Here is a 20912-nt window from a genome sequence, read left to right on the forward strand (position 1 = left end):
CCGAGAAAGAAATGCAGGCGGTACGGGAGGCGAAACAACGCAAAGACCTTCAGGAGCTGAACGCACTTACACACCACCTGCGCAGCTCGTGGGAGATACTCCGTGCTGACCAGCCGTTAAGGGAACTATACAAATTGCTTCATTGCGATGGCACGCCTGACGATAAAACAATTGGCAATGCTGTAAAAGCTGTGCTGGATAAGGGTTCGGAAATAATCCGGTTGGCAAAAGAAGAAAGGAAAAAATATAACAATGGATAAGACAAAAATCATCGTGGTGGAGGACAACATCGTGTATTGCGAGTTCGTCTGCAACCTGCTGGCACGCGAGGGGTTTCGCACCGTGCAGGCTTTCCACCTCTCGACTGCGAAGAAATATCTGCAACAGGCCGCAGACGGGGACATCGTGGTTTCCGACCTGCGCCTGCCCGACGGCAACGGTATCGACCTGCTGCGCTGGATGCGCAAGGAGGGCAGGATGCAGCCCTTTGTCATCATGACCGACTATGCCGAAGTGCATACGGCGGTTGAAAGCATGAAACTCGGCTCGCTGGACTACATACCCAAGCAGCTTGTGGAGGACAAACTCGTCCCTCTGTTACGGAACATATTGAAAGAACGGCACACCGGACGAAGCCGTATGCCCCTGTTCTCGCGTGATGGCTCGGCGTTCCAAACCATCATGAAGCGGATAAGGTTGGTAGCCCCTACCGACATGAGCGTGCTGATATTCGGGGAGAACGGCACGGGCAAGGAGCATATCGCCCACCTGCTGCACGACAAGAGCAAGCGGGCAGGAAAGCCGTTTGTGGCTGTGGACTGCGGTTCGCTCACCAAAGAGCTTGCACCGTCGGCTTTCTTCGGACACGTCAGAGGGGCGTTCACGGGTGCGGACAGTGCCAAGAAAGGCTATTTCCATGAGGCGGAAGGCGGCACGCTGTTCTTGGACGAGGTGGGCAACCTCGCACCGGAAACACAGCAGATGCTCCTGCGTGCCATACAGGAACGGAGATACCGTCCGGTAGGTGACAGAACGGATAAGAGTTTCAATGTCCGCATCATCGCCGCCACCAACGAGGATCTGGAGAAGGCAGTCCATGAAAAGCGTTTCCGGCAGGACCTGTTATACCGCCTGCACGATTTCGAGATAACCGTTCCGCCGTTGCGCGACTGTCAGGAGGACGTCATGCCGCTGGCTGAGTTCTTCCGTGAAATTGCGAACCGGGAACTGGAGTGTGATGTCATCGGCTTTGACGGGGAAGTCCGAAAGACATTGCTGACCCATGCGTGGCCGGGCAATGTCCGCGAGCTTCGTCAGAAAATCATGGGCGCGGTGTTGCAGGCACAGACCGGGCTTGTAACGAAAGAGCATCTGGAACTTGCCGTGACGAGGGCGACCTCACCCGTCAGCTTCGCCCTGCGCAGCGATGCGGAAGACAAGGAGCGTGTCTTACGCGCGTTGAAGCAGGCGAACGGGAACCGCAAGGTTGCCGCCGAACTGCTCGGGATAGGACGTACGACGCTGTACAACAAACTGGAAGAATATGGATTGAAGTATAAATTTCAGCAATCATAGTCCATAATTCGCTGAATTTAGTTACCCACAAAAGTATGTTTTTTCAAAAAATAGTATTATATTTGCATTTAGAAAAAGTGTTCTTTTGATTTAATGCAAAACGAGGTAAAATACAGAACTTCGCTTGTTTCTAAATCGTTACCCATCAAGAAACAAATCTTTGCAAACTATTCAAATTCAGCGATAAAGACAATTCGTAATGTCTTCCGATATGCGAGGTAAGATGACGGTTGATTTTTGCCAAATCCGCCACCTCTTTGAGATAGGCATTCATGCGTTGGTTGGAGATTACCGGCAACACCACGCCTTCCAACAGAACTTTCGGGTGGTTACTGTATTTCTCAATCAGACGGCGGGGAACATCAAGCAAGGGAATGATGCTCAGTTCGCCCGTTTTCTCCCTGTGCTTGCGTATCCACATCCGACCGTCGGCATCGGTGGTGATGTCTGAGCGTTTGAGCGACTTTATGTCGCAGAACGCCAGCCCGGTGAAGCAGCAGAACACGAATGTGTCACGCACAGCCTCCACGCGTGGATAAACTTTTAAGTCCAGATCCATCATACGTTTCAACTCGGCTTCGGTCAATGCCTCACGGTCTGCGACGGTACGTTTGAAACGTTTGCCGAGGAATGGATCTTCGGTTGCCCATTTGTTGGCTATGGCGTACTGCATCACATTCTTCAGGTAACGCAGATAGCGCACAGCCGTGTTGTTGGCGGCTTTTTTGTTCATGCGCAGGAAGTGTTCAAAATCCTGCACGAATCCTTTTGTCACATCCTTGACCGGAATGTCAGTCACATTTTGCGTCAACTGCATGAACTCTTCCAGATAGGTGACACAGCGCACCCAACGCTCGTAGGTGGCTTTCCCCATGTCGCCGCGTTCATATTCGGCGCGCCGCTGTTCGTTTGCCATGCGGAATACCTCGCAGAGCATTTTGGGCTTCTCGACAGTGCCGAGGAAATGGTCACGCAGTATTTTCGGATTTACCATCTTCCCCTCGCGCACAAGCATATTGTGGATTTCGAGGAAGCGGGCTTTCACAACCTCGATATACTTGTTAAGTTCGAGGTCTCGGCGCGAGCGGCCTTTGGACATGGCACGCTTCTGATCCCAGTTCTCAGGAGCGACACTGCGTCCGAGGTTCATTTCCGAAATCTGACCGCTCACGGTGATGCGGACGAAGATTGGATACTCGCCGTTGCGTAGGGCGCGGGCTTTCCTTGCTATGAAAGACAAGGTGAAATAAGAATCATGTAACATAGTTTGAAATTGTGGTTTAATGGTTACATAAATATAATCATTTTCGCCCAATTTCACAACAGGCAAGAGCAAGGAAATCAACGCCGTATCGCAAATCCAGTGAACACTTCCGTGAACAGGAAGAATCTTCCGGAGTTTGTTCACGAATTATTGCTCTGCAATTTCGTCGTATTTCACTGTTCTGCCGACTTGTTCACGATTGAACACAATCCCAAACTCGGATGAACATAGATAAAAGAGTTAAAAACAAGGCTAAATTAACTGTCACATCGTTAAAAACTTCAATTGATGTTAAATTTCGCCCGAAATCAACTCCTAATTCCCGAAAAGTGGGGTTTTGAACCCGGCGGAGAGTATGCGAACCCCACTTTCAAGTTGACAAATCGCAGAAAAACGCAGAAGGATAGAGGATTACAAATTCGCTTCATAAATCGTGAACAAAACTGTTCACGCCGGAGGCTGTTCACGAATTGCACACCGCCATACCTCATAATGTTCACTATTCTGCCGGATAGGGGTATTACAAAAATCGCTGAAACTGTCTTAGTTTCAGCGATTTGCGGCATCTTGCCGATTTATTCTGTGATCCGCCTGGTCTCTGTGACACAAACGTATGTTATATGATTATCAACATCTTAGCTCTCTGAAAATCGCGGTACTCCCTCTTTGCGCACCCCGATATTTCAATGTTCTTCTTCGTTTACTTTGCAAAGATAGTAATAATTCGCTGATTTTCGGCGGTTAAGAGCGTTAAATAAGCCTTATTTTTGCCCCATTTTTCGCAAATCCTTGCTCCCTCGCTTGTTTGGCAATGGATTTACGGGTATTTTCTGCTCCCTCTTGATTTATTAAAACTGATGCCTATAATATTTTAATCCCCAAAATGGTCACACTTTCTCTTATTTGATAATTAAAATTTGGAATATTGCGATTTTGTTTTGATAGTGTCGTTTTTAATGGCTAACTTTGCCATATTAAAGCCACCGACATTGATACAAGAGCTAAAAATAAAAAATTTCAAGTCTTTCCGTGACGAAGTTGAACTAAGTTTCGAGCCTTCGGGAGATGACCGTTACAACAGCGTTGTGACTATGCCCGACGGTGTACAGCTGCTCCGTTTTGCGGTTGTTCTCGGAGCCAATGCCAGCGGCAAGTCAAACCTTTTGGATGCCGTTGAGTTCCTTCGTGATTTCTGGAATAATATTCCGGCAACAAATGATGACGGCACGAATGTCCAGCCATTTCTTATGCGAAAATCCGCGCTGTCGTATGACACGGAGTTTGAGATCAAGCTGTATGTGGACGGCATACGCTATTGGTATCAGCTTACGGTAAATCCTGAAAAGGTATGCCGGGAGGCGTTGTTTGTATATCTTACGAACCGCCCGACAAAGGTGTTTTGCCGTGAGGACGTGCAGGGCGTATCAAAGTTGGTATTTAATCCAACTGTCGCCAAACTTTCGCCAGCTGAAGTGGATATTATGACAATGAACTGCCTGCGCAATATGTCGGTTCTTGCCGTATTGAAGAAAGTCAATGTCGCCGTACCTTATCTTGACAATATGCGCAGATGGATTGACAACCGGATGCTTCCATTGCAGAGCGGTTCGCTATCCACGTTGTCGCAGGGAGCTAAGAAGATGATTGCCGACAGCGAAGATTTCCGGGAATACCTTATGCAGTTCGCACAGGAAGCTGACTTCAACATTTCCGACATCAAAATTCAGAAAATGGCGGCATTGTTCGGTCATACCGTAGAAAGAGATGCCGGGAGTGAGAGCTATGTTCTGCCCGAAAACTGTCAGAGTACGGGTACAAAGCGTATGGTTGAACTGGAATCACTCATATATACACAGTTGAAACGGCAGGCGTTTTTGTGCATTGATGAAATCGAGGCTTCCATGCACCCCAGTCTGATGGAATACATACTCGCTAAATACATAAACACGCCGGACAATCAATCACAACTGCTTGTATCGACACATTATGATCCGATATTGAAGGATATTGACGATTTGTTTGGCAAGGATTCGGTATGGTTTACTGAAAAGGGCAAAGACGGCAATACCACACTGTTTTCTCTTGTTGATTTCAAAGGGCTTAACAAGCTGTCTTCAATTCATCGGGCATATATGAACGGTCAGTTTGGTGTAATTCCACAGATAATATAACATAACTAAGTGAAACAATCAGATGGAAATTAAGCGATATTCTGACGAAAGTGACGCATATTACGAAGCTCGCAAACTTTGGAATGAATTCAAAGAAATTGCGTTATTCGAAGCTCGTTATTATCTTAAACATAAGGTATTAGAAATACTTTCAAATTACATAATAAAAAATACAATTACAATTGAAGAAGGCGAAATTTTTTATCGCGCAAGAATAATTGATGACAAAGCTCTTAAGGATCATATGGTATATCAATGTTACGGACTTCCAGATGGGGAACGTCTTAACATCAAATATCATAGCAAATCGAATCCATTTAGAGGATTAAGCAAAGAGGCTTCTTTTGTGCCCCCAAAAGAGATTTATATCAAAGAAGGTCGAGCAAATCCTAAATATGTCCGTTGTTTATATATGGCAGAAAGTCCAGTTACAGCATTATTTGAAGTAAGACCATTAATTTCTGATTCAGTAAATATAGCTCAGATTAAAGTCAATCAAAAGCTAAAAGTAGCCGATATAACAATTGACTTAAATATGAATTATTATAAAGATGCAGAATTTGAACTTTGTATTATGAACATGATACAAGGAGCATTTTCAAAGCCTACAAATAATCCAGATGATTATATCCCTTCGCAAATAATATCTGAATACTTAAAAAGTATAGGATATGAAGGCATTAGATTTAACAGCTCTTTGCATCAAGATGGAGTAAATCTTACTGTATATAATTTCTCAAAATGTGAGGCCATATCTTCACAAGATTTTAGAATTGAAGATATAAAAATAACTGCGCGCGCTGCTTGTGGAAATGCAAATTATGACGGAGATTTGTTTAGGATTCAAGATAATACTCCTTGTTATTTGAATCTCGATTTTTAAAAAACTGAGTTTAGAGCCGGCTTTACACTGCGGAAACGGATAGAGGCATAACGGCTTCCAGTATAATCGCGTTAGCACTTGCAAAGCAAGAATTAGAGTCGTCACACCATACGGATCTGTTGTGCATTATCTAATCTTCTATGGCAATATGATACCAGTCCAAGTATCTCCAACGCATCTTGTTCTGATATATTCCAAATATATTTTGGTGCATGTGCTTCCGTATTTCGGAACATTCCGCACAATCCTTTAAGTATATTACAAAATCCCTTGTGTTCATCTATTTCAGATGGAGATGTATATTTGTTGATTATTAAGATTGGGTTTGTACTGAAAACTTGTTCAATTAATGCCACACCATCAGTAGTCAATCCAGACAAATCTCTAATTCTCTGAAATAATCCTTTATTTGCTTCAAATACTGAATGAAAGTAGTTATTTGCAAGCAGTTCAGGTAAACAATATTTGAATATTTCCTTATGTGAGTCACGATGCTCTAACTGTTTTTTCAAAGTCTTAGCTCGTTGTTCTGCATCTGTGACGGTCTTTGATCGCAAACATTCATAAATCCTTCCATCTTCCCTTATTTCAAATCCCACAAAGGACAATATGGCACTAACATTATTAAGAACATCGTGATAATGACTGGAATTTGCAACATACGATGCAGGTTCTAATACAAGTTTTATGAAATTCATTATTTGATTAGAACAATTTTTGTCATTCTGATAAATAACGAAAGCGTTATATATGCGCCGCCATTTCGTTGAAAGCTCTATTTGGTCTATCAGAGAAACTTGTTTCAATATCAAGGATAATTGAGTTCCAGTTACTTCTTCACCCAATAGTCTTGCTAACTGCTCCAATTGTCCTCTTGAAAAACAAGGTGCTATCATATTATTTTAGTTTTTCTTTTATGATTAACCAATGCAGCTTTAATACGGCATACGTATTCCTTGTGGCTTTCATTCGATGCGATTTTGGGAATATCAACCTTAAAATGATTAGCCCATATATTAGCACTAAATCCAATTATTCGGTAGAGTAGTGAATTCGGATTTTCTTTTAGGGTGTCATCGGCAAACTGTAAAGCATACTCAATCCTATCATCAATATCCGGATAACTCGTTGCTGTCAGCGTTGGATTGATGAATGCAGATGCAACAAGAGCTAAAATTATACCCGCAAAAATTGTATTTTCGTTTTTCGTTGCCTCTCCCCATCTTTTAAGGTGAAGGATGGCATGTTTATCAGCATCAAGCTCATTGAACGGAGTATCTTCATCGTGTTCAAATATGAAATGTCCAAACTCATGATGTAGAATATATGTTAGCCCAGCAATAGTCATAGAATCTGAAAAGTCCGTATATTTATTGGGCTTTGATGTGTTGGGAAACCGAAAAAGTTTACCACGAGATGCCGCCATATAGTTGTTATCATTTTCATTTGGTAAAAGCATTTTTAATGCTTCAGATAACATTTCACCAGCCTCTCTGCAATAAGATTCAGCTTCTTCTTTTGAAATTGAGGCTTCTCCTTCAACGTTATCAGTAAGAACCAAGCAGCAATCATTAATTACTAAAAAGGCGTAACAGATGAGATATAAAAATTCACAGTAATTATCGTTTACTTCTATGACATTTTCTCCTGTTAATGAAGCCGGTTGCCCTACTGGAGCATCATTCAACACATATTTAATGCCTTTCTTTAATCCATTATCAATAGCTTGTATGTGGATATTATCGCTCACTACTATATGAAATAAAGATAAAACCCTGTCCATTATATGACCAACAGGGAAATGGAGCATTTGATTGTTTTGTGGCATATTTAATTCTATTTTTTGCATTTAGTTATCTCATCGGTCAGCAGGTGGATTGTTGATGACGGATTGGTGTATGCCTCTTTTGATTTTGCTCGTTTGGCGGCATCTTCAATTGCGTCTATCAAAACCTTTTTCATTGCAGTGGAGAATACCCCTTTCTGATAATCCGTGTCTATGCCTTTCAGCATTGAAAGACACTCGGCAGATGACAGCTCCTTGTTGGTGTCCTTATAATGTAACAGAAACCAATACTCGATACTGGGATTGGAGAGCAGTAACACGGCTTCTTTTATCTTTCGCAAACGCTCCAGCATACCCGGCACATCAAGGTCAAACATCAGAAATGTCTTATCCTCCGATGTTGTAAACCTATCACGCTTGCATCTGTCAATATATGGCTGTGAAATATTGGAGTCGCTGACCCTCGCTATAATTTCCACCGGCACACGGAAACTGCGACGCAGCAGGTCAACGTATGCCGCCTCCGTTTTACCCTCGCAGAACACGAAGAATGTCGGGTTCATCTTCTTACCTCTCGGCTGCTTTGCTTTTCGTGCCATAGTCAGATGTTCTCAAATTCGTTGATATACGGCACGGCATCGAAACGCCCCTGAAGGTAGGCTTTCTCCAAATCCATTTTCTCCCGGAAATCCTTGTAGTCAAACAATGAATACAAATCAGATGAACCGTCGTCGCGCTTGTTGACAAAGAAAATCTGATCCTTGCGGAAGCGCGTCATGTCAAGCAGGTGTGTGTTGTGGGTTGTGAATACCAGCTGCGCGGATTTGCTTGAATGGAACAGGCTGATAAGATACTCCACCAAGCGGGTGTGCAGACTTGTTTCAACTTCGTCAAGGAACATCACCTTGTTGTTGCGTACCACATCCATGACCGTCAGCATGATTTTGAACAGGATTTTCGTACCCTCCGATTCTTCGGTGTTGAAGTCAAAGGGCAACGCCGGATTACGGCGGTGGAATGTAGTCAGTTCACCGTCTTTATAGGTAAACTCAACGATATCACTGTCGGCGGCTTTAAGCACCCGGAGAACTGCGTCTTTGTTGTCACCAAGAAAACGGTCGATGGCAACCGAAGTCTTGCCACGATAACTGAACACCAGTTGCTCATTGAACCACCTATATATCTCCTTCGCCTTTTCCCTGTCCATCTGACTCGCACGGGAGATGAACAGAGTCTTGCGCGACGTGTTGGACGCTACATCCATCGGACGACGGATAACATTGGTAAACTCATATTTCTCTTTCTTGCCGCCGGATATACGCTCGTCACGCGAAAAAATCAGCGCACGTCTGCCCTTCGGGTAATAATACAGGCTTTCGGTTATTATTTCATCACGGGTGCAACTGAATGAATACTCATGTTCAACCCCGTCAATAATGAAACGTATATAGAACTCACTGGGAGTGTTTTTTTCTCCGAACTTGAACGGCTTGAAGCCGAAACTGTCACCCTCATTGTAGTTGTGCGAGTCGAGTATCATATCGACCGCCGCTTTTACAGCCTTTATTATGTTACTCTTGCCGGAAGCGTTTGCACCATAGATGGCAACCGTTTTCAGCAGTCTTTCATTCCTGACTGCAAATGTATTGTCGGCGAGGGCACGCGCCTCCTTTGTCTGGATGTTGGCAGCTTGCAAATCCAGAGTTATCTTCTCGTTTATCGAGAAAAAGTTGGTGAGAGTTATTTCTAATATCATTTCAAACGCCGTATTTGGAATTATTTTGCAAATATAACACTTTAATTTGGATTATAGGCTATTTGGCACGAGATTTTTAGGATTGCACTGCGGAAACGGATAGAGGCGTGGCGGCTCACGGTGTCTGCGTCGGTCGTGCCGTCAGATGGTGACGGTGATCCGGTGGGTCACTGACACCATCCGACCGCACCCCGACTATGGGAGAAGGCTACACACCGGTTTGCCTCAACGCCTTGTGAGGATGCTCCGGTGACGTCGCTTCCCTCACAAGACTCCAATCGGCAAATCAGTGTGCCATACGCCTTCTCCTTATAATGAATCTGAGCCGTCACGTCACTATCCGTTTGTTCAAGCCCACGGGAGCAAGAAAGCGTATGCCGCCGATAATTACGCCCTGCTCCATGTACGGCAACATACGCATACTTGCTCTTTCCGGGGCCATTGCTCTTATCTCAACGTTTTCCATTTTTCTTATGTCTGTCGTCCAGTGTCACCCTGCGGGGCTTTGCCGCCTCTATTTTTCATGCAGAGTATAATCTCCATTCAAAGTTTATTCGCTCGAAGTTGATTAACACGACGGTACGGGGTATTCTTTGGCATTCGCGCAAAAAAATCTCCACAGCTCCCGGAGGTCGGTAGTATTTTTTTGTGCAAGTGCCGAACACCCCTTTGCTCCCGTCGTGCCGCAGGGTCAACGAGCGAACAAACTTCAAACAGCGATTATACGCATTAAAAAAAATATCGCCTTATGACACTGAACGACAGACATATTAAAAATACGAGCTTCACACCTTCTCCAGCTCATACCGCATTAAAAAAGGCGGCTAAGGTGGTGGGGATAGCAGTCGGGGCGGTTGTCGGGATTATTCTTTGGGCGATACTCAGACCGATATTCCGAGGCGTGGGGTGGCTAATCTCAATCCTTACCGCAATAGTGATTATCTACTGGATATTAACTCTATAAAACATTACGACTATGGCAACAAAAAGACATTCAAAGACTTGGGAGCAGCAAGCCAAATACTACGAGGTTGACAACATCGCCGACTATATGATAGAAACCTATCTCAACGGCAACATATCAACATATCGTCAGCTATACTGTGAACTCAGACCCGCAGGGCGAAAACTTTTCATCAGTTGGCTTTTCCATACGGAACTCAACGCCATCGAGATAGAGAAAATGATACTCGCAACACTCTAAACACATACGACTATGGCAACCACAAGAGAAAACAAAGGCACACGAGCCTTTAACAAAACTATCAAGGCGTATCTTGAAGAACGAGCCGAGAATGACGCACTGTTCGCAGTCAAGTTTGCAAATCCCTCGAAATCAGTTGAGGACTGCGTGACATTCATACTCAACGAGGTGAAGAAAAGCGGTTGTTGCGGTTTTACCGATGCCGAGGTGTTCGGAATGGCAACACACTACTATGACGAGGAAGAAATTGAAGTTGGCAATCCAATCAACTGCCAAGTGGTAGTCAACCACACGGTTGAACTCACCGAGGAGGAAAAGGAACAGGCACGGCAGGACGCCATTAACAAACTCCGTGACGAGGAGATGAAGAAAATGCGAAAGCCTATCCAGCCGAGAAAGACCGCCGAGAAGAAAAACCAAGTTGAACAACCCAGTCTATTTGACCTCTAACATATTACGACTATGAAACCGACAACAAAATTCCATAAAGACATACTCAAAGAAAGCCGTAAACTCCGCCCCGTCACAAAGGCGCAGGCTCAATGGGCGATAGGCGAATGTTTTGAACACTTTGCCTTCCGTGTTCAGAATGGTAATACCGCCTGCATGGACTGCGGACACACTTGGCACAGCGATGAAACATCGGGCAAATGCGTATGCCCCCGATGTGGCAGGGAACTCACTCTTGAAACCACCCGAAAGCAGAAGGCGAGCGGTAAGATGTATTTCAACGTGCTTGGTATGCACGGAAAGTACCAGACTTTGCGGATGTTCGCCATATTCGCAGAAATGCGCAAGGGAAAGAAAGCCGAATACAGCATCGTGGAAATCGGTCAGTATTGGGTAGCCCCCAACGGACAATGCGCCGTAATCGGACTTAGACGCAGTATGAGTTACTATGTGGATTGTTTCGCATACGGCTCACCTATGGAGATACGGAGCAAGGATGATGTGTTCGCAGACATAGCGAGGGATTTTCCGATGTATCCCAAAATGAAGATAATCCCATCTCTGCATATAGATGTTATGGGCAACAAGTTCTTCAATATGTCACCGGCGAGATGTATAAGCCGTTTTCTCTCGCAGCCCCAACTTGAAACGCTGATGAAAAACGATACCGAGCAAGTATTCAAATACTTTCTCAACCGCCCCTATGACTTCCGTATGTGCTGGGCTTCATACAAGATAGCCAAACGCCACCATTACGAGATAACCGACTTAGGATTATGGTGCGACTACATCAAGATGTTGCAGACCTGCAAGAAAGACACTCACAATCCCCACTACATCTGCCCCGACAATCTTCGTCAGGCACACAACATATACCACAAAAAGGTCATGGCGATAGAGGAACGCAGACGTAGGGAAGCCGACATAAGACGCAAGGAGAAGGAAGCACTCGCAGAGCAGGAAAAGAGAGATAGCTTTCTCAAACTCAAATCCAAATTCTTCGGACTTGTAATCTCCGATGGCGAGATTGAAGTGAAAGTGTTGGAGAGCGTGGAGGAATTTATAGAGGAAGGAGATGTCCAGCATATCTGTGTAGGTACAGCAATGTACTACGGCAAAAAAGACTCCCTCATATTGTCGGCAAGGATTAACGGCAAGCGGATTGAAACCGTGGAGGTGTCGCTTGAAACCCTTTCAGTTATTCAATGCCGTGGAGCGTGCAATCAAAACACCGAATATCACGACCGAATTGTGGATTTGGTGAACTCCAACGCCCAGCTAATCAAGGCGAGAATGACCGCCTAATGTTTAACACGACCTGCGTCAGCAATGGCGCAGGTCACAAAATCTCCCTAATTATGAACGTGACATTTGAACATACGACAGTAGTCTATGACGATAAGATAGCCGATGTGCTTGTCGGTTTTGTGAACCATATTCTTATAGCCTACAACGAGGAAACTCTAAGGCGGTTGGTAGCCGACTATGTGGAGAAATCGGCACTTGACCAATACTTCGTATATGGATTTGGCAGTCATCATTTTTGGCTGGCTCAAAAGAAAATCACCGACCCCGAAAAGGTTTTCAACTACCGAATACTGATTGTGAAATTCTAAAATACATTGATATGGCAACAAGATTAACTGTGAATGGCGTATCAACCACCATTACACCCGATACCGAGCAATACGAGCGTTTTATGTCGGCACACCGAGGGAAACGTATCCTTTTCTATCAATATGACTATCGTGCCACCGACGGCACTCTATTTAGTACCGTGGCAAAGACTTTGAAAGAATGTCGCCAACGCCGTGATGAATGGCTGAACAAGAAAATCAACAACTCAAAATAATAGCGTTATGGACAACCAAGTAGCAAAAATAATACTCCAACAAATCGGAGGGCGCAGGTTTGTGGCAATGACGGGAAGCCACGACTTCATCAACCTCGGCAACGGACTTCGTATGAGCCTTAGCCGTAACAAGACATCGGCTAATAGGTTGGAAATCATCTATGACGAGGGCGCAGACCTCTACGACCTGCGTTTCTACCGTCAGAGTATGAACCACAAGACCTTTGAAGTCAAGACAAGGGACATCAAGAAGATAGATGGAGTCTATTGCGATATGTTGGAGGACATCTTCACTGATGTGACGGGGTTATACACCCGATTTTAACCGAACATTTGCCAAGTCGTAATATAGAGAAGGTGGGCGACCTCGTGATGAAGTCGCCAGCCTTGATTTTGCCAAAAATTTCGGCCGCCAAAAGGCGGCGTTGGGTGCAGTATGATAATACCACACTTAGTTACAATCCCATTTTGTCGATTATCTCATCTAATAGTTTTCCCATATATGCGTCTATATCTGGATCTGAGCACCGTCTAAGCGGCTTTTCTGGGGCATTTAAGAATTGGAAATCTTTTAATTTAGAACGCAGGAATACTGTTTTGCTGATTTGTCTTACAAATATAGGAAAGATATGTGTTCCTTCACTTTCCGCTTTTTTAAGAATTGGAGGCAGCTCATCATTCGTTATAAAATCAGATGCAAGGAAATTTGGAGAAACTAAAAGTATCGCAACACCTGCATTTTTAAGAGCATTGTCTATTTCCTCTTTCCATTTATCGCCAGTTTTTATACGAGTATCATCCCATACATCAATTCCACCAATGATGTTTTCTATTGTTTTGAGATGAACCCGCACAATTTTCAGCCATTCTTCATCTTCATGTGAATAGCTTATGAATATCTTATTCTTACTCATTATGCTTTGTGTTTTTAACTGTATTGCCGTTGTTTCATTGATATATGGGTATATTTTTTTCAACTTAGGTAGTTTGACACAATAACAAATATGACCATTCTTACAACATGGATTACCAGTTAGCCATAAATGATATAGAGCGGGGAGGTTTATATCAGGGCAAAATTGTTCAATCCGATTATTACTAAGCACTAATCGTTCGATCCCCTGAATTAGGGTATAATCTACTGATGTTAGCAGATTGTTTGATAATATAAGTTCTGAAATTGAGGAATTTTGCAGTTGATGAGGTAGTGACTTAATCTTATTACTACTTATGTTCAGCACCCTCAATTTTTGCAATCCAAAAACACTTGTATGAATTTGTGTCAGTCTATTGTTAGAAAGATTTAATACCCGTAGTTTTGTTAATGAGGATATTTCTTTAGGAATGCAATCAAGTTGATTACTTGATAGGTTTAGTTTTCGCAAATTTCGACACAAGAAAATTTCCTGCGGCCATTTTTTCAGCTGCTGTCCAGAAAGATTTAAGCTGGTTATGTGCAATAGATTTTTACCTCGCAAAAATTCAGTTAATGGTATTGTTTTCTCACGCATAATAACTAACTTTGCATTGTCGGACTATGAGGGTAGCGACATTAAATAATGGAATGCATGGAGGACTTAAAAAATAAGGACTCCAGTTGAGATAAAGGGCGAACGAGGACGGAAAGAACGGACTCGGGTGTTTCTGGACTCTCACATTCCTGCTTCGGCATTCTCCCTATCACCGTCAAGACGGATTCAGTATCCTGTATTCCGGAATAGCCACAAGGATACTTACAGCATGGGCCACCCTTAGGGGTGGCTCTTTTTTGTTCCTGTAAATAATTCATAATCATAATACAAAGTTACGCAAATTTTCTCATTTGAGCAATATCCGATTTCTGTAATAATCGAAATTAAAGTCCGCTGAAAAATGGGATATGAAATTTTAATCCATATCCCATTAGATTTAATTGCTATATAATGCGGCGAACTCGGTTAGTCGGCGGTGATGGAGTTGTTTGTGGAATTTGCCTTTATAGCGGCAGTGGGCAGTGTAGGACTTGAATATGTCGCGGTTGCCGGATTTCAGTTTTTTCAATATGGTGGACTTGTTTACCACACCGGGGCCGCAGTTGTAGGCTAATACGCCTAACAACAGGGCATCTTTTCCGTATGCCTTGTAAAGCGATATGAATTTTCGGAGGTCTTTACGCAACAAGGCGTCAGCTTGTTTTTCGGTGAGCTGTACACCTCGCCGATATGGTTCTCCGGGTAACACTCTATGACCATATCCGACATAGGGATAATCCTTTGGGCGGTGGAGCGTTTCAAATTTCTTGATTATAATTACAGCTCTCTCGAATGGAGGCAGATCCATTATGTTTATCTTACGTCCGGCGGCGTTGCCCACCATGACGGTGAGCAACGCGAAGAACATCATCAGGAGTTTCTTCATCAGATAGCCGGATTTACGGGTGTCACAATTGGGCTGACAATCTTGACACTGTCATCGTCGCCGCTGTCTTTGCTGTTGAACTCAAAGGTCTGTTCCCACGGGTTTGAACCGAAGTTATCTTCCACGACCACGAGGAATTTGTGGGCTTCGTCACTTTGGGCGGTGTAATTCAGTCTGAACGTTTTACTTTCAAGAAGCACACGGTCGTTGTTGACCAGCACCGGGCCGTCAACGAGTTTGAGCGAGCCTTCGCCGTCATACTGGAAGTAGCGGATGGTATAGAGGGTGTTGGCATAGTTGCCTTCGGGCTTTATCTCGAAGCGCAGTTCAATGGTCTGCCCTTTGGCAATCTTGTCAGCGTATGGCATCACCTCCACCGTGAAGGGATAGGACTGCTGCACATCAAGGTCGTCGGAGCAGGATGTGAGGCTGCATACGGCAGCGATTACAAGGGAGAGAATGGCGATAACGCCAAATGAATTTTTATTTGTCTTTTTCATTTTTGTGTCTGTTTAGAATTTTAGTTTTGTTGATTTCTTGGGGTTGAGCGATTGTAGGTAATCGTTCAGATCCTTGTGGTCGGGATAGAGTGCGGATTTGTCGCTCACCCTGTCGCCGAACTCGCTGCGCAGTCTGGCTACTGCGGCACGCCCGGCGGTATCGTTGTCAAGATAGCACAGTATCAGCGGGTATTCCGCCAAAGTCGGGATTGCTTTGCCGATATTCGCCACGGAGTTAAGCACAACACTGTCATTACCTTCATTCAATCCGAGGCGTTCCGCCGAAAGAAAGTCGATGAAGCCCTCGAATACATTACACCGGGCGTTGCTGTTGGCGACATGGGTGATATGCTTTGGCGGATAACTTCCTTTGAAGAAGCTGTTTCGCAACTCAAATCCGTGTGCGCTGTTCTCAAAACCGATGGCATAATAGTTTTTGCCATGCAACTTGTAATTCACCTGCACACAATATCGTTGTGCAATGTCGGCAGGTATGCCACGGTTGGCGAGGTAACACAGTAATGCCGGCGATACCAATTTGGAGATTTTCACGTCCTCAAAGGTCGGCTGCTCAATGAATGGCTCCGGCTTGTAAGGCTGTGATACCGGCATCCGCATCTTTTCGGCTATGTACTCCGCCTGTCGGATGAAGTCGGTGGAGTTACACAGTTCTCCGGCAAGAGTGAAGATGTCGCCTCCGGCACCGCTACCAAAATCGAACCATACATTTTTCCGAGGATTGACATGAAACGATGGTTTTCTCTCGTTGCGGTACGGAGCATAAAACCATAGACCTTTACTGTCGCGCCCCATCGGCTCGTAGCCGAGGTGATGCAGAAAATCCACGAGGGATATTCCCTTGATAGCATCTATATCCATAGGCTAAAAGCGCATTTTGCGTTTGGGTTTGGGCGGCTGTTGCTTAGGCTGTTCCGGTCTGCTGATGGGCGTAGCCGTCACATCACCCTCGGCTTCATCGCCGTTGACGGTCACTTCGTAAGTCTTGAACTCCTTAAAATCCTTCATCTGTGTGGCGATATAGAGGTTCAACTCGGAGCGGTTGCAGCTCCCGGTTAGCTCGTAAGCGAGATCATAAATGCCGCCATAGTATTTTTCGGGTTCTTTGCTGTCATACCAGCCATTCTTTTCGGTGTCCACCACCATAGTAGCGTTGACGCCGACAGAATACGGGGCGTTGTATGTCAGGAGGTTGCCATCCTTTTTTATCGGCTCATAGCCGATTGCCTTCATAAAATCCTCCAATGGAAGATTATTTATATCGAGGTCTATCACAATCAATCCCATAGGTTTATTCTATTATGAATTTGACACCGACACCATATTGGGTGTGGAATATCTGAACATCGCTACCGAAAGTGAAACGCTCCTTTATATTTGCGGTCAGGGCAATTTTGTCTGAAAGGTAGAAATCTGCAGAGAGCGTGAGCGCACCGCCATAGATGAAGTTGTCGCCGTCATGGAGCGTCGAACCGTCGGATAAAACCGACTTTCCCCAATTCACTGTTTCGTAGCCACCGAGTGCCGACACGCCACCGTAGAGGTGGAAGGTCTGCGAGTAGTCGCTCAACAGATGGAGATTGTAGCCGACCTCGCCTGTGAACTGAGCCACCGGGATACGACCTTTCGCACCGTATGGCTTGTAGGTCTGGAGATACTCGCCGCCGAAGCTCCAAGTATTGGCACTACCCTTATAAACGGAATAGAACACACCGAAAGAGTAACCGCAGTTGCGGGAGTTGCCGGTATAAAAACCGTCAGCCATATTAGCCTTGATTTCTACCGCAGACATTCCGGGGAGGCATCGCTGGGCAAATGCCTTCCCTCCGCAGAGGGAAAACACTGCCACAGCGAAGATTGCAAGAATCTTCTTCATAAGGCTTTATTGAATTGAAAGTTCGTCAATTACATTGGCTCTCACAATATCCTCGTTCTCGATGACGAAAGACTGATGACGACCGCCTTCTTTCTCTGCAATTTCGATAACAAGCTGCTTGTCGTCGGGGATGGTGAATTTCTCCAGAGCAAAGACAGTTCTTTCGGAGGATTTGCCGTGTACCACCGTCACATAGTTCTGGGCGCGGAGCGGTTCGAGTACCTGCTCCTGCATCGCGGTACGTTTGATTACCTTCTTATCCACAATTTTGAAGCTCACATAATCGACATCGAAAGGAATGTTAGATGTGTTTTTCAGTTCAGTGTGGAAATATAGAAGCCCGTTGTTGGCATAGATGGATTTCAGGAGAAACTGCACCCCGAAACGCTTTGAGCCGATATGCTTGATTTCGCGCTTGTTCTGCTTGTAGATACTTTTCATAATCAGCTTGACAAGCATAGGACTTTCACTGCCGAGGCGTTCAAGATAGATTTCCTGCGCGTTGTTGGGGCGGTTCACTGCCTCGCCGTCATGCAGAAAATCGGTCATCTCGATATTGAGCAACAGCGGCTCTTTGGCGAATTTCACGTTGAAACTATAATAGCTTCCGTCCTCGGTTATTACCGACAGGTTTGTCTCCTGCTTGAATGACTTGAAGGCAGATTTGACACGCAGCACATTCTTTGCGCCATCGGCTAATCCGGCGACAAGGTTCTCATTGCCTAAGTCGCAATAGACTATTTCCGAGGGAAATATAATGTGCGTAGTCTTTTCGTAGCAGACTTCGAGAGCGTGAGGCGGTATCATCCGGTCGAAGCCGACCTTGCGGGTCAGACCGTCGAACTTGTCCCCGTCGGTGTAGTTGCCCCCGTACACGTTGATGTCGTGTTCAGCTACCTGAGTGGCTACCTGTTCCGTGTCAGACGGCACGTTGACATCGGTGTTTTTAACCGACTTTGTTCCGGCAAAAGCCGTGCTTGCCATGCCTATAACGGCAATAAGCGAAAGTAAAAAGAGTTTGTAATTCATTGAATTGTGGATTTAATGGTGAATAATCATATATCTTCCGGCTGGTGAAGCATCACACGGTAGCCGGCTTTGAGGTGGACTTTGACTGTTCGCAACTTCTTGGTGAGATACTGGCTGACACCGTTTATCAGCCCTCGACCCACGTCGGATGCTATCTGCGCCCCGGTATTTGTGGAAATATTTATCGAGCTTCCCATCGTACTGCCCATATTGGCACCGATTTCATGCAGTGCGTCACTCTCCATTGACTGCGGGATATTGATGCCCTCCTGACCGTCGGAGTCATATACCTGCAACTCCACGTCATATATCGAGCCTTCGCACTCGATGGAGGTGATTTCAATCTCCAGTCTTTCGCCCTGCACCCTTGCAGAGCCGACAACGGTGGTGTTACGCGGTATCAGGCGGTTGCCGACCCACATCGGTTCGGCGGTTCTCAGCCTGACACTCTCGCCGTCAACAACGCTCTGATTACCTGCAACCACTGCGGCGATGGTATTCTTGGCTACCGCCCTCATTGTACCCACCGAGGTGTTGAAACTTCTGACGGTTGATGTCTGACTTAGCGAGGATATCACATTCCTGTTGACCTGCGCCACCGGCTGCACATCCCGTTTGCCCTTTTCTTCGGTTGTTTGTGGCGGCGCATAATTGCCTCCGTTGCCCATATACTGCGCCGCCAACTGGTAGGAACGTTCCATCAGCTCCATCTCGTCGGGCTGTGCCGCCTGTTGCTGTGCCAGAGCGTTCTGAGCCTCCAACTCTGCGATACGCTCATTTAGAGCCTCCATTTCAACATGGTCGGCGGAGGTATCCTCCACAAAAAAGTCATTGAGCGACGCTTTAACCTCCTGATACGCCTGCGCGGAGTTCTCAACGGCGGACTGATGCTCAACGGTATCGGTTGTAAGGGCGGTAAGAGTATCAAGGGCGACCACCGCACGCTGTTGCGCCTCCTTCTCTTTGGCGGCATCGGCGGCGGCATATTCCTCCGCTTTGGTCTTGATGCCGCCGTTCTCACCCTCAGGAATTTCGGTGTTGAAGGCATTGCCGACCTTGCTGTCATTCTTGTTGAGGCTTGTGTACAGCAGCCACAGTATCACTATGCCGCACACGACAGCCGCCGGGAACACGACTAAGTATTTCACCATCTTCTGCCGTTCAGCCTGCGATTTGGGCTGGAAGAAGCCGTTAATCTTCGCTTTCCACTCCTGCATCGTCATAGTCTGGAAGATTTTGAGGTTCATGAACGGGAGATTTGGTAACGATGTCAATCGGCATTATATGCTCGATCTCCACTGATTTTTGCGCTTTGCCAAGACCTATCCTGTAACAGGCATGACCGAACACGAAGAAGGCGGTAAGCACAAACACGGTCAGCATAAGCGACACGATAGTAAGCCGTTGTTTCTGGGGAATTGACTCGCACGCTCCTTTCAGGCGCGTTGTGAGCCTCCCTTTCGGGGTGCGCCACATATTGTTATATATGGCGGAGAATATTGATTTAATCTTTGTCATAATTGAATTATCGTTTTACGGTTGAAATATCCTTGTTCTCAAGTATTGTGAAGCCCTCGATGATGAAGCCGTTGGGATTGTCGTCGGAGCGTGAGGCGTTGGAGAGGCGGCACTGCGTCACCAGTGTGCGCTCTGTCACATTGCTTTCGCGGATAATCATTTGTCGGGCATATGTTTTAGCGATGTAGGGATAGTTGTTGAAATCGCACACCACACTGTCTACTTGCAGCACTTGGTTGATGTTGCCGGAGATGATACGGTTGTAGTAACCCTTCTCCGAGAAATCCGTGTAGTAGTTGTATGCCGACTTGTCCGACAGTATAAGGGCGCGGTTGATGTTATGCTCAATCGCCGATTTGTCGGGCGACAGAGTGAAAAACAGTTCATGGAAGCGTCGCACATGTTCACGGGCTTCCGCCGGGCGGTTCTGCTCCATGTCCTGCGACAAGGCGAGCATAAGACTCTTGCCGTTGTCAAGAACATAGATTTTTTCCCTCTGCCGTTCAGCGAAATTGAACACGCAGATCAGAGCCACCGACACCACCACGGCACACATCGCCACAAACACAATACCGAACAGCCGTATCTGGCGGAACGAGGTTTCGATGTTTTTAAGTGATTTGAATTGCATTT

Annotated in this window: 25 protein-coding genes and 2 pseudogenes; 10 read left to right on the forward strand and 17 right to left on the reverse strand. The window is 45.5% G+C overall.

Translation table 11 applies throughout. From position 1 onward, the window contains the following. Positions 1-260 (forward strand): annotated as a pseudogene (locus E5355_RS15170) (hybrid sensor histidine kinase/response regulator); the annotation flags it as partial. Next, positions 253-1575 (forward strand): sigma-54-dependent transcriptional regulator, encoded by a 1323-nt coding sequence (locus tag E5355_RS15175; RefSeq protein ID WP_136010999.1) that lies wholly within the window; start codon positions 253-255, stop codon positions 1573-1575. The pseudogene E5355_RS15170 and the gene E5355_RS15175, both read left to right, overlap by 8 nt. A gap of 145 nt (positions 1576-1720) precedes the next feature. Here the strand turns inward: E5355_RS15175 and E5355_RS15180 are convergent, their stop codons facing one another. Beyond that, positions 1721-2839, reverse strand: a complete 1119-nt coding sequence (locus E5355_RS15180; protein WP_136011000.1) for a site-specific integrase — start codon at positions 2837-2839, stop codon at positions 1721-1723. 989 nt (positions 2840-3828) lie between these two features. Between E5355_RS15180 and E5355_RS15185 the strand changes: the two genes are divergently transcribed. Together E5355_RS15185 and E5355_RS15190 are read left to right on the forward strand one after the other, a co-directional pair. Beyond that, a complete protein-coding gene (locus E5355_RS15185; RefSeq protein ID WP_168354350.1) occupies positions 3829-5010 on the forward strand; it encodes an AAA family ATPase in 1182 nt (393 codons plus the stop codon). Positions 5011-5032: 22 nt separating this feature from the next. Further along, positions 5033-5893 (forward strand): RES family NAD+ phosphorylase, encoded by an 861-nt coding sequence (locus tag E5355_RS15190; RefSeq protein WP_136011002.1) that lies wholly within the window; start codon positions 5033-5035, stop codon positions 5891-5893. 101 nt (positions 5894-5994) lie between these two features. On the opposite strand, the gene E5355_RS15195 is transcribed toward E5355_RS15190, so the two are convergent. The 6 genes from E5355_RS15195 to E5355_RS19525 all read right to left on the reverse strand — a co-directional run bounded on the left by E5355_RS15195 (position 5995) and on the right by E5355_RS19525 (position 9901). Next, positions 5995-6789: a TIGR02391 family protein gene (locus E5355_RS15195; RefSeq protein ID WP_136011003.1), complete on the reverse strand. Its 795-nt coding sequence runs from the start codon at positions 6787-6789 to the stop codon at positions 5995-5997. Further along, positions 6786-7742 (reverse strand): hypothetical protein, encoded by a 957-nt coding sequence (locus E5355_RS15200; RefSeq protein WP_136011004.1) that lies wholly within the window; start codon positions 7740-7742, stop codon positions 6786-6788. Before E5355_RS15200 ends, E5355_RS15195 begins: the two co-directional genes overlap by 4 nt. Next, positions 7730-8278: an RloB family protein gene (locus E5355_RS15205; RefSeq protein ID WP_136011005.1), complete on the reverse strand. Its 549-nt coding sequence runs from the start codon at positions 8276-8278 to the stop codon at positions 7730-7732. The genes E5355_RS15200 and E5355_RS15205 overlap by 13 nt, the downstream gene beginning before the upstream one ends. Positions 8279-8280: 2 nt before the next feature. Continuing rightward, positions 8281-9435 (reverse strand): AAA family ATPase, encoded by a 1155-nt coding sequence (locus tag E5355_RS15210; RefSeq protein WP_136011006.1) that lies wholly within the window; start codon positions 9433-9435, stop codon positions 8281-8283. 167 nt (positions 9436-9602) lie between these two features. Beyond that, entirely contained in the window at positions 9603-9767 is a 165-nt protein-coding gene (locus E5355_RS19520; RefSeq protein ID WP_168354351.1) for a hypothetical protein, read from the reverse strand. After that, positions 9764-9901 (reverse strand): hypothetical protein, encoded by a 138-nt coding sequence (locus tag E5355_RS19525; protein ID WP_168354352.1) that lies wholly within the window; start codon positions 9899-9901, stop codon positions 9764-9766. The genes E5355_RS19520 and E5355_RS19525 overlap by 4 nt, the downstream gene beginning before the upstream one ends. A 510-nt stretch (positions 9902-10411) precedes the next feature. Between E5355_RS19525 and E5355_RS15215 the strand changes: the two genes are divergently transcribed. The 6 genes from E5355_RS15215 to E5355_RS15240 are packed head-to-tail and all read left to right on the forward strand — an operon-like array spanning position 10412 to position 13266. Continuing rightward, complete coding sequence (locus E5355_RS15215) at positions 10412-10639, forward strand: hypothetical protein (protein WP_136011007.1); 228 nt, start codon at positions 10412-10414, stop codon at positions 10637-10639. Positions 10640-10651: 12 nt separating this feature from the next. Beyond that, the gene (locus E5355_RS15220) at positions 10652-11089 is read left to right on the forward strand and encodes a PcfK-like family protein (protein WP_136011008.1); all 438 of its coding nucleotides are present in this window, start codon (positions 10652-10654) and stop codon (positions 11087-11089) included. Between the two features lie 12 nt (positions 11090-11101). Continuing rightward, positions 11102-12394, forward strand: a complete 1293-nt coding sequence (locus E5355_RS15225; RefSeq protein WP_136011009.1) for a PcfJ domain-containing protein — start codon at positions 11102-11104, stop codon at positions 12392-12394. Between the two features lie 53 nt (positions 12395-12447). Next, on the forward strand, positions 12448-12705 hold the full coding sequence (locus tag E5355_RS15230; RefSeq protein WP_136011010.1) for a hypothetical protein: 258 nt from the start codon (positions 12448-12450) through the stop codon (positions 12703-12705). A gap of 11 nt (positions 12706-12716) precedes the next feature. Then, positions 12717-12941 carry a DUF3873 domain-containing protein gene (locus E5355_RS15235; RefSeq protein ID WP_107033526.1) on the forward strand — a complete coding sequence of 75 codons (225 nt, stop codon included), beginning with the start codon at positions 12717-12719 and terminating at the stop codon, positions 12939-12941. Between the two features lie 7 nt (positions 12942-12948). Then, positions 12949-13266: a hypothetical protein gene (locus tag E5355_RS15240; protein ID WP_136011011.1), complete on the forward strand. Its 318-nt coding sequence runs from the start codon at positions 12949-12951 to the stop codon at positions 13264-13266. A gap of 130 nt (positions 13267-13396) precedes the next feature. On the opposite strand, the gene E5355_RS15245 is transcribed toward E5355_RS15240, so the two are convergent. From E5355_RS15245 to traK, 10 genes and pseudogenes are all read right to left on the reverse strand, one after another. Then, entirely contained in the window at positions 13397-14452 is a 1056-nt protein-coding gene (locus E5355_RS15245) for a TIR domain-containing protein (protein WP_136011012.1), read from the reverse strand. Between the two features lie 397 nt (positions 14453-14849). Continuing rightward, positions 14850-15341, reverse strand: a complete 492-nt coding sequence (locus tag E5355_RS15250; RefSeq protein ID WP_136011013.1) for a glycoside hydrolase family protein — start codon at positions 15339-15341, stop codon at positions 14850-14852. After that, positions 15338-15838: a DUF3872 domain-containing protein gene (locus E5355_RS15255; protein WP_136011014.1), complete on the reverse strand. Its 501-nt coding sequence runs from the start codon at positions 15836-15838 to the stop codon at positions 15338-15340. Before E5355_RS15255 ends, E5355_RS15250 begins: the two co-directional genes overlap by 4 nt. A 12-nt stretch (positions 15839-15850) precedes the next feature. Beyond that, the gene (locus E5355_RS15260) at positions 15851-16717 is read right to left on the reverse strand and encodes a toprim domain-containing protein (RefSeq protein ID WP_136011015.1); all 867 of its coding nucleotides are present in this window, start codon (positions 16715-16717) and stop codon (positions 15851-15853) included. A gap of 3 nt (positions 16718-16720) precedes the next feature. Then, positions 16721-17143: a hypothetical protein gene (locus tag E5355_RS15265; RefSeq protein ID WP_136011016.1), complete on the reverse strand. Its 423-nt coding sequence runs from the start codon at positions 17141-17143 to the stop codon at positions 16721-16723. A 4-nt stretch (positions 17144-17147) separates the two neighbouring features. Then, the gene (locus E5355_RS15270; protein ID WP_136011017.1) at positions 17148-17732 is read right to left on the reverse strand and encodes a conjugal transfer protein TraO; all 585 of its coding nucleotides are present in this window, start codon (positions 17730-17732) and stop codon (positions 17148-17150) included. Between the two features lie 6 nt (positions 17733-17738). Further along, positions 17739-18761: a conjugative transposon protein TraN gene (gene traN, locus E5355_RS15275; protein WP_136011018.1), complete on the reverse strand. Its 1023-nt coding sequence runs from the start codon at positions 18759-18761 to the stop codon at positions 17739-17741. Positions 18762-18787: 26 nt separating this feature from the next. Further along, positions 18788-19906, reverse strand: a pseudogene (gene traM, locus E5355_RS15280) (conjugative transposon protein TraM); the annotation flags it as partial. Positions 19907-19952: 46 nt separating this feature from the next. Beyond that, positions 19953-20279, reverse strand: a complete 327-nt coding sequence (locus E5355_RS15285) for a TraL conjugative transposon family protein (RefSeq protein WP_136011020.1) — start codon at positions 20277-20279, stop codon at positions 19953-19955. A gap of 7 nt (positions 20280-20286) precedes the next feature. Then, positions 20287-20910: a conjugative transposon protein TraK gene (traK, locus tag E5355_RS15290; RefSeq protein ID WP_136011021.1), complete on the reverse strand. Its 624-nt coding sequence runs from the start codon at positions 20908-20910 to the stop codon at positions 20287-20289. Between the last annotated feature and the right edge of the window lie 2 nt (positions 20911-20912).

The organism is Bacteroides muris (ex Afrizal et al. 2022) (assembly GCF_004793475.1).
GTDB lineage: Bacteria > Bacteroidota > Bacteroidia > Bacteroidales > Bacteroidaceae > Bacteroides > Bacteroides muris.

Coding starts and splice junctions, on each gene's coding strand:
- E5355_RS15175 (WP_136010999.1), top strand. CDS start 253: ATGGATAAGACAAAAATCATCGTGGTGGAGGACAACATCGTGTATTGC.
- E5355_RS15180 (WP_136011000.1), bottom strand. CDS start 2,839: ATGTTACATGATTCTTATTTCACCTTGTCTTTCATAGCAAGGAAAGCC.
- E5355_RS15190 (WP_136011002.1), top strand. CDS start 5,033: ATGGAAATTAAGCGATATTCTGACGAAAGTGACGCATATTACGAAGCT.
- E5355_RS15195 (WP_136011003.1), bottom strand. CDS start 6,789: ATGATAGCACCTTGTTTTTCAAGAGGACAATTGGAGCAGTTAGCAAGA.
- E5355_RS15200 (WP_136011004.1), bottom strand. CDS start 7,742: ATGCAAAAAATAGAATTAAATATGCCACAAAACAATCAAATGCTCCAT.
- E5355_RS15205 (WP_136011005.1), bottom strand. CDS start 8,278: ATGGCACGAAAAGCAAAGCAGCCGAGAGGTAAGAAGATGAACCCGACA.
- E5355_RS15210 (WP_136011006.1), bottom strand. CDS start 9,435: ATGATATTAGAAATAACTCTCACCAACTTTTTCTCGATAAACGAGAAG.
- E5355_RS19525 (WP_168354352.1), bottom strand. CDS start 9,901: ATGGAAAACGTTGAGATAAGAGCAATGGCCCCGGAAAGAGCAAGTATG.
- E5355_RS15215 (WP_136011007.1), top strand. CDS start 10,412: ATGGCAACAAAAAGACATTCAAAGACTTGGGAGCAGCAAGCCAAATAC.
- E5355_RS15220 (WP_136011008.1), top strand. CDS start 10,652: ATGGCAACCACAAGAGAAAACAAAGGCACACGAGCCTTTAACAAAACT.
- E5355_RS15225 (WP_136011009.1), top strand. CDS start 11,102: ATGAAACCGACAACAAAATTCCATAAAGACATACTCAAAGAAAGCCGT.
- E5355_RS15230 (WP_136011010.1), top strand. CDS start 12,448: ATGAACGTGACATTTGAACATACGACAGTAGTCTATGACGATAAGATA.
- E5355_RS15235 (WP_107033526.1), top strand. CDS start 12,717: ATGGCAACAAGATTAACTGTGAATGGCGTATCAACCACCATTACACCC.
- E5355_RS15240 (WP_136011011.1), top strand. CDS start 12,949: ATGGACAACCAAGTAGCAAAAATAATACTCCAACAAATCGGAGGGCGC.
- E5355_RS15245 (WP_136011012.1), bottom strand. CDS start 14,452: ATGCGTGAGAAAACAATACCATTAACTGAATTTTTGCGAGGTAAAAAT.
- E5355_RS15255 (WP_136011014.1), bottom strand. CDS start 15,838: ATGAAAAAGACAAATAAAAATTCATTTGGCGTTATCGCCATTCTCTCC.
- E5355_RS15260 (WP_136011015.1), bottom strand. CDS start 16,717: ATGGATATAGATGCTATCAAGGGAATATCCCTCGTGGATTTTCTGCAT.
- E5355_RS15265 (WP_136011016.1), bottom strand. CDS start 17,143: ATGGGATTGATTGTGATAGACCTCGATATAAATAATCTTCCATTGGAG.
- E5355_RS15270 (WP_136011017.1), bottom strand. CDS start 17,732: ATGAAGAAGATTCTTGCAATCTTCGCTGTGGCAGTGTTTTCCCTCTGC.
- traN (WP_136011018.1), bottom strand. CDS start 18,761: ATGAATTACAAACTCTTTTTACTTTCGCTTATTGCCGTTATAGGCATG.
- E5355_RS15285 (WP_136011020.1), bottom strand. CDS start 20,279: ATGACAAAGATTAAATCAATATTCTCCGCCATATATAACAATATGTGG.
- traK (WP_136011021.1), bottom strand. CDS start 20,910: ATGCAATTCAAATCACTTAAAAACATCGAAACCTCGTTCCGCCAGATA.